The 15,408-nt window shown below is 32.4% G+C and carries 14 protein-coding genes and 1 tRNA gene; 3 read left to right on the plus strand and 12 right to left on the minus strand.

Annotated elements, in window-relative coordinates:
- Positions 1-330: 330 nt before the first annotated feature.
- Positions 331-406 (minus strand) — tRNA-Met (locus tag N4T77_RS10250).
- Between the two features lie 361 nt (positions 407-767).
- Here N4T77_RS10250 and N4T77_RS10255 point away from each other — a divergent pair.
- A complete protein-coding gene (locus N4T77_RS10255; RefSeq protein WP_261671698.1) occupies positions 768-1,985 on the plus strand; it encodes an FAD-binding oxidoreductase in 1,218 nt (405 codons plus the stop codon).
- A 101-nt stretch (positions 1,986-2,086) separates the two neighbouring features.
- On the opposite strand, the gene N4T77_RS10260 is transcribed toward N4T77_RS10255, so the two are convergent.
- The 5 genes from N4T77_RS10260 to N4T77_RS10280 all read right to left on the minus strand — a co-directional run bounded on the left by N4T77_RS10260 (position 2,087) and on the right by N4T77_RS10280 (position 6,338).
- Positions 2,087-2,284, minus strand: a complete 198-nt coding sequence (locus tag N4T77_RS10260; protein ID WP_261671699.1) for a cold-shock protein — start codon at positions 2,282-2,284, stop codon at positions 2,087-2,089.
- A 383-nt stretch (positions 2,285-2,667) separates the two neighbouring features.
- Positions 2,668-3,546: a YitT family protein gene (locus tag N4T77_RS10265; RefSeq protein WP_261671700.1), complete on the minus strand. Its 879-nt coding sequence runs from the start codon at positions 3,544-3,546 to the stop codon at positions 2,668-2,670.
- A 141-nt stretch (positions 3,547-3,687) separates the two neighbouring features.
- Positions 3,688-4,374, minus strand: coding sequence for a response regulator transcription factor (locus tag N4T77_RS10270; RefSeq protein WP_261671702.1), 687 nt, complete (start codon positions 4,372-4,374; stop codon positions 3,688-3,690).
- Positions 4,375-4,416: 42 nt separating this feature from the next.
- A complete protein-coding gene (locus N4T77_RS10275) occupies positions 4,417-5,595 on the minus strand; it encodes a HAMP domain-containing sensor histidine kinase (protein ID WP_261671703.1) in 1,179 nt (392 codons plus the stop codon).
- Positions 5,596-5,696: 101 nt separating this feature from the next.
- Positions 5,697-6,338 (minus strand): hypothetical protein, encoded by a 642-nt coding sequence (locus N4T77_RS10280; RefSeq protein WP_261671704.1) that lies wholly within the window; start codon positions 6,336-6,338, stop codon positions 5,697-5,699.
- 394 nt (positions 6,339-6,732) lie between these two features.
- Between N4T77_RS10280 and N4T77_RS10285 the strand changes: the two genes are divergently transcribed.
- Positions 6,733-7,611: a YitT family protein gene (locus N4T77_RS10285; protein ID WP_261671705.1), complete on the plus strand. Its 879-nt coding sequence runs from the start codon at positions 6,733-6,735 to the stop codon at positions 7,609-7,611.
- A gap of 149 nt (positions 7,612-7,760) precedes the next feature.
- Here the strand turns inward: N4T77_RS10285 and N4T77_RS10290 are convergent, their stop codons facing one another.
- From N4T77_RS10290 to N4T77_RS10305, 4 genes are all read right to left on the minus strand, one after another.
- Entirely contained in the window at positions 7,761-9,461 is a 1,701-nt protein-coding gene (locus N4T77_RS10290; protein WP_261671706.1) for a cell wall-binding repeat-containing protein, read from the minus strand.
- A gap of 106 nt (positions 9,462-9,567) precedes the next feature.
- Positions 9,568-10,362 carry an ABC transporter permease subunit gene (locus N4T77_RS10295; protein WP_261671707.1) on the minus strand — a complete coding sequence of 265 codons (795 nt, stop codon included), beginning with the start codon at positions 10,360-10,362 and terminating at the stop codon, positions 9,568-9,570.
- A gap of 2 nt (positions 10,363-10,364) precedes the next feature.
- Positions 10,365-11,288, minus strand: a complete 924-nt coding sequence (locus N4T77_RS10300) for an ABC transporter ATP-binding protein (protein WP_261671708.1) — start codon at positions 11,286-11,288, stop codon at positions 10,365-10,367.
- A gap of 232 nt (positions 11,289-11,520) precedes the next feature.
- The gene (locus N4T77_RS10305) at positions 11,521-12,393 is read right to left on the minus strand and encodes a sulfite exporter TauE/SafE family protein (protein ID WP_261671709.1); all 873 of its coding nucleotides are present in this window, start codon (positions 12,391-12,393) and stop codon (positions 11,521-11,523) included.
- A gap of 292 nt (positions 12,394-12,685) precedes the next feature.
- Here N4T77_RS10305 and N4T77_RS10310 point away from each other — a divergent pair, with 292 nt between their 5' ends.
- The gene (locus N4T77_RS10310; RefSeq protein WP_261671710.1) at positions 12,686-13,084 is read left to right on the plus strand and encodes a (deoxy)nucleoside triphosphate pyrophosphohydrolase; all 399 of its coding nucleotides are present in this window, start codon (positions 12,686-12,688) and stop codon (positions 13,082-13,084) included.
- Between the two features lie 73 nt (positions 13,085-13,157).
- Here the strand turns inward: N4T77_RS10310 and N4T77_RS10315 are convergent, their stop codons facing one another.
- Together N4T77_RS10315 and N4T77_RS10320 are read right to left on the minus strand one after the other, a co-directional pair.
- Positions 13,158-13,409: a hypothetical protein gene (locus tag N4T77_RS10315; RefSeq protein ID WP_261671711.1), complete on the minus strand. Its 252-nt coding sequence runs from the start codon at positions 13,407-13,409 to the stop codon at positions 13,158-13,160.
- Between the two features lie 287 nt (positions 13,410-13,696).
- Positions 13,697-15,091, minus strand: coding sequence for an amino acid permease (locus N4T77_RS10320; protein ID WP_261671712.1), 1,395 nt, complete (start codon positions 15,089-15,091; stop codon positions 13,697-13,699).
- Between the last annotated feature and the right edge of the window lie 317 nt (positions 15,092-15,408).

The following is a 15,408-nucleotide window of genomic DNA, read 5'->3' on the forward strand; positions in this document are numbered from 1 at the left end:
TATCCAAAATCTATGATTTTGTAATAGTCGCTTACTTCTCAATTCATTGAGAAGATTCATTAAAGAATTGCTGGTTTATATTATAGATAAGTTTTACTTACCTTACTCTGTTTAATTTTCAAGGATCATGTCGCTCATTTGCGACTGAATTTATACCTTATCATCTTTGTTTCAGCCTGTCAACTAGTAATTTGTTACCAGTTAACTAATTATTCAATCGCTGTTTTGCGATTGGATTTACATCTTATCATGTCTAGTTCATCTCGTCAATTAGTAATTTGCTACCAGATTGTTCATCGTATATTATTACGTGATGTTCTAGATAGCTTTTGGTTGCGGGGGCAGGACTTGAACCTACGACCTTCGGGTTATGAGCCCGACGAGCTGCCAACTGCTCCACCCCGCGTCATTATATATTCTTGTTCGCCGCCTCTCGAAGCGACAAGTGATATCTTATCATGTATTAGTATATATAAATTAGACTATGTATATGCTCAGAGCAAATGTCCCTATTAATAATCCAACATCCTTTAGTATACTCAGTAATGGTCATAATGATACACCCGATTTAGTTGGCTGGTTAATATTTTATCTTAAAGTTGTTTATGAGCTTGGGGATAACTATTCTCCCCAAAGTCTCACCTCATTTTAAAATTTTGTATTAACCTACCTTATTAAGTTTTCTTTTCAATATACTGTTTTCTGTGAATATAATTGCCTCTTTATTAAGAAAATATATGCTAGAATATTTCTTTAGGAGGCTGATTATGGAATCTCAATTCATTCAAGGAAATGCCCTATTTACTGATATAAACACCGTTCCCATTCAATATCCATATCTTGTAGATAACATAAACACAGAGGTTATCATAGTAGGCGGTGGAGTCACTGGTGCTATCTGCAGCTACTACCTTTCTAAGAACAATATAAGTGCTGTTATACTTGAAAAAGGAAGGATAGCCCACGGCAGTACTAGTATTACTACCTCTCTTTTACAATATGAACTTGATAAAAGCTTTGGAAAGCTTAGTAAAATACTTTCACCAAAGGACATTGTAAAGGCCTATAAACTGGGAGTCAAAGCACTGGATGAGCTACACAAATTTATAGATGAACAGGGTAACAGATGCGACTATGAAAAACGAAATACCTTACTTTATACCGATAAAAAACTTGATACAAAGGAAATCGAAGAGGAATTCAAGTTTAGACAGGATAATAATTTTAACGTTAAGCTTATAAAGGAAGAAAACAATCCTTATAGCTTCCCTTTAAAGGCTGGAATACTTTGTGAAAATGCCGGAGCAGAACTAGATCCATATAAATATACTCATCAACTTTTAGATGTTTCCACCAAGCTAGGTCTTAGAGTATATGAAAATACGGAAGTTGTTAAAGTAAATTATTTACAAGATTTTGTAGAGGTAGAAACTCTTTATGGTAAAAAGGTTAGAGGAAAAAAAATAGTAGTCGCTACTGGATATAATACTTCTCTATTTACAGATAGAAACTTTGCAACAAAAAGTACCTCCTTTAACATAGCCACTAAGCCTGTTAAGAATTTTGAAGGTTGGAAAGATAGGTCCCTTATCCGCGATAACGGTGACCCTTACACCTATATAAGGACTACTAAAGACGGAAGAATTATTATAGGTGGAGAAGATGTTCAGTTTATACCTGATATAAATAATGAAAAACTAGCTGAGGAAAAGTATAGTATTTTAGAGCAAAAGCTTAAATTTATGTTTAAGGAGATTGACAATATAGAAATAGAGTATAGATACTGCGGCTGTTTTGCATCAACCACTGATAACTTAGGTTTTATTGGGCCGGACCCTGTCCATAAGAATCTATGGTATTGTCTAGGCTATGGTGCTAATGGAATCTTATTTGCAATTCTTGGGGGAATGATGCTTAGTAAATTGTATAAGGGAGAGCATTGTGAGGATATGAAACTATTTAAGGTTGATAGATTTGACAACTAAATTTTGTTGATAAAATAAAAAAAGGGCTGTTGCATTAAATCAATTTGAAAAATCCTTTAAATAGAATGACTATTTAAAGGATTTTTCAAATTGCTCATTAATTAAATAATAGTAATATTTTCTGCTTGAGGTCCCTTAGGTCCCTTAGTAACATCATAAGAAACCTTTTGACCTTCTTGAAGTGATTTGTAACCTTCTGAATTTATTTGAGAAAAATGTGCAAAAACATCAGTTCCATCATCTCCTGTAATAAATCCATATCCTTTTTCTCCATTAAACCATTTTACTGTACCAGTCATATTATACGTACCTCCAAATTTTATTATTTTTGAACTTATGATAATAATTCAATAATAAAATTCCCTGAAGATGATATATTTATTATAAAATTTTTTCTAAACTGTGCTAAGTGGTGTGTCTTTTTAACAAGTTTCGTTATTTTGTACTGATTTGCTGCCTTTCTTCATTATAAAGTATAATGGAATTTCTATTATTAGCGCTCCAAGTCCCTATATAATTTGAACTTTAGTTGCTTGCGTTAAAAGCCAGCAGCTAATACCTAAAGAGATAAAACTTACCTTGTGAGGTATAGCTCCAATTAGTTACAGACGAAGAGACCGGAGGAACTAACTGTTCAAACTATTTAGTACAAAAGGGATTTACAAAGGCCTGCCTAAGCTTGCTAAACATCATCAATAAGACTATCGAATCCAACACCCTTACCCCAAACAGATATAACAGAAATAACATTTACAAAGGCGTTTACATCCTTGTTAGCTATAAATCTCTTGATCAACATGCTTTCACGTGGAGAGCAAATTGTAACCAACTTAATTCGGGTTTGATTCATATATCCGCCTCTAATCTGATAGGTACTGACGCCTCTTTTTATTTTATGTAGTATATAATCTGTTATCTCCTCATGTTTATCACTTATTATTTCTATTTGAACCTTTTTAGAACCAAATCCGAAAAGGACCGTATCTATTGCCTTCATAAATATTATCTCAGAAATAACTGCATACATGGCTATATTCATACCATAAATAATAGCTGAAGATATAATTATTACAGCATCTATGCCAAGCAAAATTTCACTAATACTGATAAAAGGAAAAATTTTATGATGAAGGATTTTCGCTAAAGTATCAGTTCCACCAAAAGAAAATCCTCTTTTTAGTATAAGCCCACAACCTAATCCACTTATTATTCCATAGTAAATTGAGGCTAACATTAAGTCACCCTGTATAGAAGAAACCTTTAATCTATCAAAGACAATTAGAATCACAGGAAACAGTAAAGATAATGTAATTATTTTTAGCCCTTCTCTTTTTCCAAGAGTTACCCATGCAATAGTAAGTACTAATATTGACAATGCATAGTAAATGTAGGTATATTTTACGTGCAGTAGCTTGTCTATTATAATTGATACGCCCGTAATTCCTCCCGTGATTAATCCATTTGTTTTTAAAATTGAAGTAGTTGCAAATGCACAAAGTATGCATCCAGCTATTAAAAATAATAAGTCCAATGTGAGTTTTTTGTAGTCAATTTTTTTCACTCTATCACCTTCCATAACCATTTCATATCTAACTAGTATATTACAGTACATCTTAAGTTAACATATAGGAAATATTAAATTTATGTTAAATGTCTTAAATTAAGAGCAACATGGAGCAGCCTTTAAAACTCTAACAGTTTACTATGAATTAAACCTATATCCTGTCCCCCATATAGTTTCAATATAGTCAGGATTTCCAGAATCTTTTTCTATCTTTTTTCTAAGCTTTTGTATATGTACTGCCACAGTAGCTGTATCTCCACAATAGCCTTCTCCCCAAATACTGTTAAATATTTGATCCTTTGTAAAAACTATATTAGGATTTGAGGCTAGAAAAACCAATAATTCGTATTCTTTTGTTGTCAATAAAACTTCCTTACCATTGACAAACACTTTATGAGAATCTGTTTGGATTTCCATGGCTTTATGGCTAATAAGCTCTAAAGTTACTTTTTTACCTGAGAGACGTTCATATCTTATAATGTGAGATTTTATCCTTGCAACTAATTCTGCCGGGCTAAAGGGTTTAGTTAAATAATCATCTGCTCCAAAGCCTAAACCTCTTATTTTGTCTATATCTTCATTTTTAGCTGATACAATTATAATAGGAATTTCAAACTTATCCCTAATTTCTTTTACTATCTCATATCCATCTTTACCAGGCAGCATCAGGTCTACTACAACTACATCATAGATGCCAAGTAGAGCTTTTTTTAATCCTGCTGCCCCATCTTGCTCTATATCTACCTTATATCCGTTTAACTGAAGGTAATCTCTCTCTAAGGCTGCAATGTTGTTATCATCTTCAATTATCAAAACTTGTTTCACAAAAACCTCCCCTTCCTTATACCATTAAATTCTGCATTATCATTAAATCGCTACAGGAAGCTCTACTCGAAAAGTGCTGCCTTCTGACAAAGAGCTCCAAACGGAAATTCTTCCACCATGGGCTTCTACCATTTCCTTAGCAATTGCTAGTCCAAGTCCTGTACTCATTAAGTCCTTTGTTCTTTCTGTATCAATACGATAAAATCTATCAAATACAAAGGGAAGTTTATCCTCAGCTATACCTGGACCATTGTCACTGATATTAATCCTTACAAGATCTGCCTCATCTTCTAACTCAATAGAAATAGCTAAATTTTCTTCATGACCGTACTTAACAGCATTTCCTATAATATTTCTTATAGTTTGATATATCCTTTTTCCGTCTATGTTAACTTCTAATTCTTTTTCTATTCTATCAATAAAACTAAAATTAATATTTTTTTCACCTAAAACAAAGGTAAACTCTTCCACAATATCCTGCATAAAAGGTTTTATCTTTACTCTTTCAAATTTAAAATCTACCTTTTGCATATCAAGTTTTGAAAATAAAAATAAATCATCAATAAGTCTATTTATATAATCTATATTACTATGAATTGTTTTAAGATACCTATTTATTGTATCAGGAGAATCGGCGACTCCATCTAATATAGCTTCAACATATCCATTTATTGAGGTAATTGGAGTTTTTAAATCATGTGATATATTCGCTATAAGAGTCTTTCTATTTTCCTCATATTCTTTTTTTAACTTTTCCCCTTTCTCTAATTTTTCCGCCATTTCATTAAATTCATCTATTAAAATGCCAATTTCATTATAAACTTCTTTTTTAATTCTAATCTGGTAGTTTCCCTTAGCAATTTGCCCTACTCCAGTTTTTAAGCTTTCGATAGGCTTTATAATTCTTTTCTCTAAGCGCCAGTATATATAAAGATGTGCAATCTCTTTGGCTGTAAATATTGCTGCAAAGAAAATGGTTATAGACTTAATTCCTACTACCTTAAAGATTAGGTAAATTATAAATATATTAATAAAAAAAGCCATCGGACGAAGCCATATCAAGTATCTATGGCATAATTTAAATTCATTTCTATGCTTTCTGCGTATCTTATGAGTTTGATGTAAATGTTCATGATTTTTATGATGCAGTTGATGCCATTCATGGTGCTTTTTATACCACTCTTTGTTAAACTCACTTTTATTCTTCTTAAAAATACTCATATATATCACCTTTAAAATTTAATTACAATAATATTACCACAATATACTCCCACTTAAAATAAAATAATGGGTGTAAAATTTAAGCTTACACCCATGCATATTTACCAACTAAAGTTTACTAAAGCATTTAAACTATTTTCACCTTTAGCACTAACTTCTATTTTTTCAACTTCATTATTTTTATTAATGTATATATTTAACTCAGCATTACTATTTTCAGAACATAGTAATGCTTTAATGAACTCACAGTGCTTATGATGATCTCCCATCTCTTTAACATGTAGGTTTTTATGATGCTCAGCTAAATCTTTGTGCTGATCCTTAATTTCATTGATTATATCCTTTAAGTTGAGAGATAATATAGATATTCCATCCTTTTCTTCAGCTTTAAGATTTTCTAGTACATTAAGTATAAAAGTAATTTTTGAAAGTTTTGCCTTTATACCTCCATGTCCACAACATCCCCTACCGTGATGACCCATATGATGGTTTAATTTGTGATGTTTACAATCCTGCATGTTAAATTCTGTATTGCTTTCATGTTTTACTTTCTTTCCATCGCAGTTAAATTCACTGTTTATTTTAGCCTTAGATTCCCCGGTAGTTGTGTTAGTAATAAATTCTTTAGACAAGGATAATACTTTCTCTTCACCCTTTGCTGCATCAATTTTAATGTTTACATCAAAGGCTTCTTTTTCCTTCATAGTTTTAAATACATCATATAAAAGTTTAATCTTGTTCATTAATATGACCTCCTAATATTTTTGCAAGGATATTATTTGGTGTCCTTGCTTCCTATGAGTTCATTATAAAGACAGAGGTTAAAAATCCTTTAAAGTAATTTTAAAAATTTTATAAAGAATTATAAAATAAACTTAAAATGAAAGTATAAATCTCTATGACTTTTTCCTCTAATTAAATTCTGCTATATAGTTTTCTTCCTAAGTAGAAGCTGTTGCTTTTGATAAGGGAGAACTTACTATAGTTCTGGTGGACAAACCTTCGATACTTTGGTAAAATTATCAATTGATGTTCTAAGTTCGGTTTATTTTTCAACTTAACTAGTCATCTCAAAAGTTCATTCATAAATATTTATTTTATGAAACTTTTATCTATCAGTGAAATGGAGGTTGTAATATGAAAGCTATGTTAAACAAAGAAATCTTTTATAAGTATATTGGTGCAGTTGGTGGAGCTCTTTTTTTTGCTGCTGCTTTAAATATAGTTATTGTTCCATTAAACTTATACAATGGAGGTTTTACAGGAATAGGACAACTTGTTCGAGCAATACTAATCAATTATCTTCACATAACTTTTCCTGAAAACTTTGATATCACAGGAACTATTTTCTTTTTACTTAACGTTCCTCTTCTTATATTGGCTTATAAAGAGTTGAACCGTGACTTTTTTGTAAAAACAATTATTACAGTTACTTGTCAATCCATCTTTCTATCTTTTATACCTATACCAAAAACTCCAATCATTAAAGATACTTTGGCTGCTTGTGTTGTTGGTGGAGTAATTATGGGCTACGCTGTAGGAATTACTTTGAGACTTGGAAGTTCTGGAGGCGGAGTAGATATTTTAGGTATATACTGTGCAAAAAAGTATCCTGATTTTAGTGTTGGAAAAATAACTTTGTTAATAAGCTTTTTTGTATTTAGTGGCTGTGCCATCATGTTCAATTTAGAAACCTCTATATATTCTATTATTTTAACTGCCATATCAACTTTTGTAATGGATAAGGTACACGATCAAAACATAAAAACCAGTGCTCTAATCTTTACAAAAAAAGAAGGGATTCCTGATTCCATAATGCACCAATTAAATCGAGGTGTAACTGGCTGGATCGGAAGCGGCTGTTATACTAATGAAAAAACCTATATTTTAATGACAGTTATTTCAAAGTATGAAGTTAAAAGATTAAAAAAGATTGTTCATGAGATTGATCCTGATGCATTCATGATTTTTAATGATGACTTAGGGGTTATCGGAAACTTTGAAAAACGATTCTAAATTGTATATAACAAACTTTAAATAAAGGTAGACTTGCCCTCGGACAAGTCTACCTTTATTTAATTTAACCTATATTATCATATCAAATCTATCTATTATTCTTTGAATGCTGCTAACCGTCTTACTCACATGATACCACTGGGCCACTGCTAATAAGTTATTGAATTGCTAGCATCTATTACAAATTTATCTATACTATTACTATCCTTTAGTCTATCTAAAGTCCTGTTAACTTCTTTTACTAAATCTGTGCTTCCCTTTTTCATTGCCGCTGCAGAACCTGTATATTCAGCACTAAGTTTTATATCAGATATAACTATATCACCATCCACATATGCTTTAGCAATTGGTGTTCTAAGAACTACCCCATCTGCTTTGTAATTCTTTAATGCCAAAACTAAGTCTGATACTGTTGTAGATTCCATAGGTTCAGCCAGTGGAATTTTTTCCTTAACTATAGCTTCTTCAATACTTCCCTTTTGAACACCTAGAATTTTACCATTGAAATCAGTATCTGACCTAAACTTGTTCTTATCTGCAGTTCGTACAATTACATTTTGAACTTCTTCGTAATAAATATCAGAAAAATCTACATGTTTTTGTCTTTCTATTGTTGGACTTATTCCTGATATAACTAAATCTACTTTTCCCTGATCTAAGGCAGCCAGTAGTCTATCAAATTGCATATCTATTATTTCCAATTGAACACCTAAGTCTTTTGCAATTTCTTTTGCAATCTCTATATCAAAACCAACAATCTGATCCTTTCCATTTACTGACTTATGAAACTCATATGGTGGATAGTCTGCACTGGTTCCAAGTACAAGTTTCCCTGTTCTTTTTATTCTTTCCATTGTTTCAGATACTTCAAAGCTGGAACCAACTCCAGTTACAATACTATTTACTGATGCATCTGAAACTACTGCAGTGCCACCTAAAATTATTACATTATTATATTTGTTATGTTGGGCTTTTATGGACTCCATTACTGAAGAGTCAACGGAATTACCAACTAGAATTAAAGGTGAGTTGCTGGAAGAGGCTAATACACTTCCGGATAGTGCATCTGGATAATTTTCCCCTGATGCAACATAGACTTTATCATAGTTAAACTTATCCGCAAAATAATCTAGTACTGCTGAATTGGTTTCATATCGGCTTAAGCCTCCAAGTCTTACAGAATTATTTAAATATGAATCAATCTTAGTTCCTACTACTCCTGTGCCGCCAATTATATAGTTTTCCATAAAAGTTTTATTTGCTAAAAAGTTTTTGGTTACTATGGGCAAATCATCTTTGTCAGTAAGAAGTATGGGCATTCCCTTTTGTGCTGCAATTGGAGCAATAGATAATGAATCTGCGAATCCATAGCCATTGGTTACTACTACTCCAGTTGTATTTTCTAAATTTTTAGCTACTTCTATAGCTGTTTCAAATCTATCTTGTCCATATATTCTGGTGGTTTCAATCCTCATGTTTTCTAATTCAGCTTTTACGTTATCAGATACAACTCCAGTTCCACCAATAATAAATACTTTTTCTACCTTCAGTTTTAATAATTGGTCTTTGCTCTCTATACCTAAGGCATTCTTACTAGTTAAAAGTATAGGTGCTTTATACTGCTTGGCCAAAGGAGCAGCACATAATGCATCTGCAAAACCTTCTCCACTTGCTATTACAGCATATTGGGATGATGTCCAACCGGAGCTTACAATTTTAGAATTAGTCTCATACCTGTCATTTCCCCATAACCTATCTTGTAATGTTGCTGCTTTAACAACACTTGATGTGAAAAATATTAGACAAGACACAATTGCAGTAGAAATAGACATTAACAATCTTTTCTTCATACTTATCCTCCTATCTATAACTCATATATCAATTATAATATCTATTTGGAAATAGTTCCATTAATTTACTCCAAAATAATTAACTAGGAGGATAAGTGACTTTTATTTAAATCAATTTCTCAGGAATAAATTTAGAGGAAATCCACCTTATCAATATATAATCAGCTATGAATAAAACAGCACCTACTATAACCATAACAAGATTACTAATAGTAAGTACACCTGTCATCTGACCTACTAATGTGAGAATTATAGGGATAACAAGAAGAGAACTTACCTGTTGTGCATCTTGAAAGGTTTTTGATTTTGCTGATACCATTACAGTAAAAATCAAAGAAAACAAATTAATTGCTGGTGAAATCCAAAGTATAATAATCAGCCATTTTATATCTGGAAAGATAAGTCTTCCAAAATAGATAAAACCGCCTATATTTACTATAATACCAAAAGCAACAAAGGAAAGTAATGTTATAATATACGCAGGTATAAAAACACCTAAAATCTTTGCCCTTAGCAGTTCTTCCATGGATATTGGTGTATAAAGTAGTGTCTCCATCGTTTTATGCTCCCTTTCCCCTACAAAGCTGCTGGCTCCAATGGTTGCTGAGCACATTACTGGAATTATAAGAAAGTATGATGGAAACATATAGTTTATAGCAACTTTTATAAACAGTTGAGAAGGACTATATGCCATATATTCAGATGGTAGTTTTTTTATAATTGGTCCAAGATCTCTAAGCACATTATCATCATATCCAATATAATTAGCACCTATCACCATCGCCAAAGGTATAATTACAGTAAGAATAATCGGTACAATAGTCATCGGTAGAATAACTTGCTTTGAATTTGTTATTTCATGTATATCTTTATCAATCAATGCCCTTTCACTACTATTCATATTCAATCCTCCAATATTGTATTATCAGATGTACCTTTTATATACTTAAAGTACAATTGTTCCAAGGACCATTTTTGTTGTGCCACTTCATAGATTTCTCCACCATTTACTACTATATTTTCAATAAGAGCAGTTACCTCTTTATCCCCTAAAATAGGCTTGCTATATAAATTATTACCTTCATAAATAAAGCCAAGCTTCTCCGGAATATTTTTTCCTCTAATTTTTAATTCAATCTTAGCATTTTTCTTTGAAGCAAGCTCATCAAAAGTACCTACACCTAATATATTGCCTTTATTTATAAAACCATACAGTGTACATATATCTTCCGCATATTTTAATTGATGAGTACAAAGAAAAATTGTAACTTCATTTTCCTCTGCAAGTTCCTTTATAAGTCTTGTAACATTAAGTGCATTTTCTGGGTCCAGGCCAGAAGTAGGTTCGTCAAGAAATAAAACCTGTGGACTGTGTATGAGAGAAATAGCTAAAGAAATTCTCTTTCTCATTCCTGTACTGAAAGTCTTTACCTTCTTATCCCTTACCTCTGACAATTCCAGCTTTTCCAATAAGAAATTCCTCCGTTTTTTTAAAAGTTCTTCTTCCATGCCATGCATCTTTCCAAAGAATATCAAATTTTGCTCAGCAGTAAGATTTTCGTAGCAGGATGCACTTTCCGTCATAACTCCACAAAGTCTGTGAAGCTCAATATTGTTTTTCTTCAAAGGTTTTCCTAAGATTTCAGCATATCCAGAGGTTGGCAAAAGAATCCCATTGAGAATTCTAACAGTAGTAGTCTTTCCAGAGCCATTAGGTCCGAGAAAGCCAAATATCTCACCTTTAGGTATACTGAGATTTATATCATTTAATACATTAATCTGTCCATCATAGGATTTCTTAATATCTTTCATATTTATTGCATTCATTTACTTACCTCTCAAATTTTGCTCTAAGTGTTTTATTAATAATTTATATATATCTTCTTCTTTCATATCATTCACCTCTAACAATATGTTATTACTTTGGGTATTTACCGTCAATGGATTGCTAGTTGATTTTGGTTGAAAAAGTTAACTGGTAAGAAACTAAAAGTACCCTGTAGGGTGATGCAGCCTTTTTTCTGTATCAACCCTACAGGGTACAGTTTACCCATTAAAATTAAATTTTACTTTTCATTGCTGATCTGAACATCATAGCTGAGGTAGATAGAATTACAAACACTACCACCCATTTTAACATGGTAAGGGGCAGTTCCTTAACAATATAGGCAGCGATTAGAACTCCTACAATACCAAAAATATTTGTAGCCAAGGATACCTTTCTATGATATGCTCCTTCTCTAACAAACTTTATAGCCGCTACAGGTTCAAGAAATGCACAGGAACCCATCATTATAGGAAAGGCTACCTTAGGGGACATTCCCAAAGCAAAAACCAAAGCCATACATGGTGCATAATTTCCTATTCCTATGCACATTAAAGCTCCAAGAATAAAGTTACCTATCAATCCTATTATCAGCTTAACTCCTGTAAGTTCTGTTGCTGCTCCTCCTACAGGCATAATATTTAGCAATCCTGCCAGCATTACAAATGCAACAATCACAAGGGCTGTTCCCATTCCAATCTGAACCTTTTTCTTCGGGAGCTTGGCAACTATTCCAGCACCAAAATAGGAGCCTGCAGTAGCTGCTATAATCATAGTAACCAACGTAGTTATATCAACTTTAATAACAGTGACGAATATAAGTGCCTGTGTTACCACCGGAACACAGTTTGCAACATTCAAAGTACCTGGGATTATTCTGTCATCCACAAGCTTTAACACTTTATAAACCGCAGTAGTAGGGGCGAAGCTTCCAATTCCCAAGGCGTCAAAGAAATTTGCTACTAAACCTACTGTTCCATAAACTAACCAGTTGCCGCCCTTCTCAAGTCTTCCTTCTTTTTTTGCCTTCATGTAATCCTGAAAAAAAATAAATGCAAAAACCATGGTGAAAATTGAAAGGATTCCTAAGATAATTTTAATGATCATACTAAAATCTCCTTACTAATATCCATATAGTAATACTTGTCCTTTTCATACATTATATAACATTTCAAAGGAATTGTCAGTTTAATTCTGTAAATTGAATTATAAAATAATTTTTATTCAAAAATGTTATTTTGCTTTCCTATTTAAATCTCTGGTAACCAAAAATCTTCATCTGCTGTAATTGCCTAATCTTATCAAGACTTGCAGGTGACCCTCTCTGAAGAAGGCCTGTTTAAATTGTATTAATATGTACACTTATGGTAAACTTATCTAGAAGAGAGGTGTTACTACAATGAAAAAACTGATAAAAGTAGTTGGAGCTGTTATAGAAAACGAAAACAATGAGATACTATGTGCTCTTCGTTCTCCAAAAATGTCCCTTCCAAATATGTGGGAATTCCCTGGAGGAAAAGTTGAAAAAGATGAAAATTTAAAACAAGCTATAGAAAGAGAGATAAAGGAAGAGTTAGGATGTAAAGTTCAGTATTCCGATATATTTAATGATAACACTCATGAATACGATACCTTTACAGTGAATTTAATTACTGTGAAGTGCAAATTAATTTCTGGCACTCCTACTGCCAGTGAGCATTCTAAGCTTATATGGTTAAAGAGAGAGAACCTGCCTTCCTTAAAATGGGCTCCAGCAGATATTCCTGCAGTTTTACAATTGGCATCAGAGAAGGTATAGCTAAAATACTATACCTTCTCTGTAGATTCACTGTATAAATATTTATTTTATTGAAGTTCCAAAGATACTAACCTTATAATCCTAAATTAAATTCATCTATGAGATTATAGCATTTTTCCTTTAATAGACTAATCACTCTTTCATTAGGTATGTTATTAATTGAATACTGAAATCTTTCATCTTCCCCTAATTTATCTAAAAATTCAACTTCTCTATAAAGTCCAACATCTTCTCCAGAATCAGGTTCCTTTAAGTGATTATTTAAATTCTCTTCATCAGTATTTACTTTTTCTATTTTACTTCCAATAGTTACAAGATATATCACCTTTGCACATCCTCTCATAAAGTTCTAGTAAAATCAAACTACTTTTAACCCTTAGTTTATTAAATCTTTCTGCCATACATAATAAAGCTGATACTCTGATATTACAGAGCAAAATTCCCAAAAATCTTATGCTGAAAATTATTATAAGGCTATCTTAGAATGATTCCAACTTCATTTTAAGATAGCCTCTTTTTTAATTTATCATATTATTAAATGCAGTTAACTCATCTATTTTTTCTTGTAAATTTTATACTTATGCATAAGCATGTGGCATATTACTAAAAATCTTAACTAAGCTGTTTAGCAGCTTTCTTTTTACTTAATCCAGTTCCATACCAAGCAGCAAGTAAAACTATCATCCATACAACTCCAACTATAGCTGGAATTCTAGTATCTGCACCTAAAAGCATAGAAACAAATACGCCAACTAGGAATATCATAGTGATTATGCCTGAAGCTGGATAAAGTACTGTTTTAAATCTTAACTTGCTAACCTGTTCAGGTGTAAGACTCTTTCTGAATTTAATTTGAGTGTAAACAATCATGAACCATGCAAATATTCCTGCAAAGGTTCCTACGCTTGTAACATAAGTGAATGCTTTACCAGGTGCAACATAGTTTAGTATAACTCCGATTAACATAAATCCTACTGAAGTAAGTATTGCGTTTTGAGGAATGTTATTTTTATTAAGCTTTCCAAAAACCTTAGGCGCTTGTCCTTGAAGTGAAAGATTATAAAGCATACGACCTGTTGTGAATATACCTGAGTTACATGATGATGATGCTGCTGTAAGTACAACAAAGTTTATGATACCTGCTGCTGCTGCTATACCAAGTTTAGAGAATGTAAGAACGAATGGACTTCCTTTTGTTCCTATGCTGTCCCAAGCATAAAGTGACATTATAACAAACAATGCACCGATATAGAATATCATTATTCTTATGAAAACGCTATTTATAGCTGTTGGTATTACCTTTTCAGGGTTTTTTGCTTCTCCAGCTGTAACACCAATAAGCTCAACTCCTACGAAAGCAAAGGAAACCATAGTCAAGGTTGATATAGGTCCCATGATTCCTTTAGGGAAGAAACCACCGTGAGCGGTCAACTTTGAAATACCAATTGGTACTCCATTATTTCCTAAACCGAACATTATCATAGCTAAACCAATTACTATCATAATAATTATTGTAGCAACCTTTATAAGTGCAAACCAGAACTCAATTTCTCCGAAGGCTGATGCTGCAGTTAAGTTTACAATAGTAAGTAAACAAACGGCAACTAGTGCTGATATCCACTGAGGTAAGTTAGGGAACCAGAAGGTCATATAAATACCTACTGCTGTAACTTCTGCCATACAAGTTACAACCCACATTATCCAGTAAGTCCACCCCGTCAGGTACCCTGCAAGAGGACTTACATAATCGTTTGCATATGCGCTGAAAGAACCTGCAACTGGATGTTCAACGGCCATTTCACCAAGGGAACGCATGATGAAAAATATCATTACTCCTGCAACAGCATATGTAAATAATATAGCTGGACCTGCTGCCTGTATAGCTGTTGCTGATCCCAAGAATAGACCAACTCCAATAGCTCCTCCTATCGCCATCATTTTAATGTGTCTTTCTTCAAGACCACGTTCAAGGCCTTCGCCATTTTGAGTTTGGAACTCATTGCTCATTTTAATTCCCCCTTTTATTTAATATCTTTCACTATTAGTTTATTTTATTCTCCGAATATTGTCAATAATTATTCGATTGATTTATCTTATATCACTTTTTTAAATATTCTTTCTTCATTTTTGATTGTTTACTCCTTTATATATATCAATATGTAGATTCTCTCTTTTTTATTCTAGGTATAGATTTTTTAAAATTTTACGTAGACTATTAATTATATTACTAATTTGTGTTATATTAGTAATAGGTTTTATGCTACCAATTTTAAAGACTATAGAATATAAAACCTAATAAACTGGTATATCACCAGAGTATTGCA

This window comes from Clostridium sp. CX1 (assembly GCF_025398335.1).
Taxonomy (GTDB): Bacteria; Bacillota; Clostridia; order Clostridiales; family Clostridiaceae; genus Clostridium_AM; species Clostridium_AM tanneri.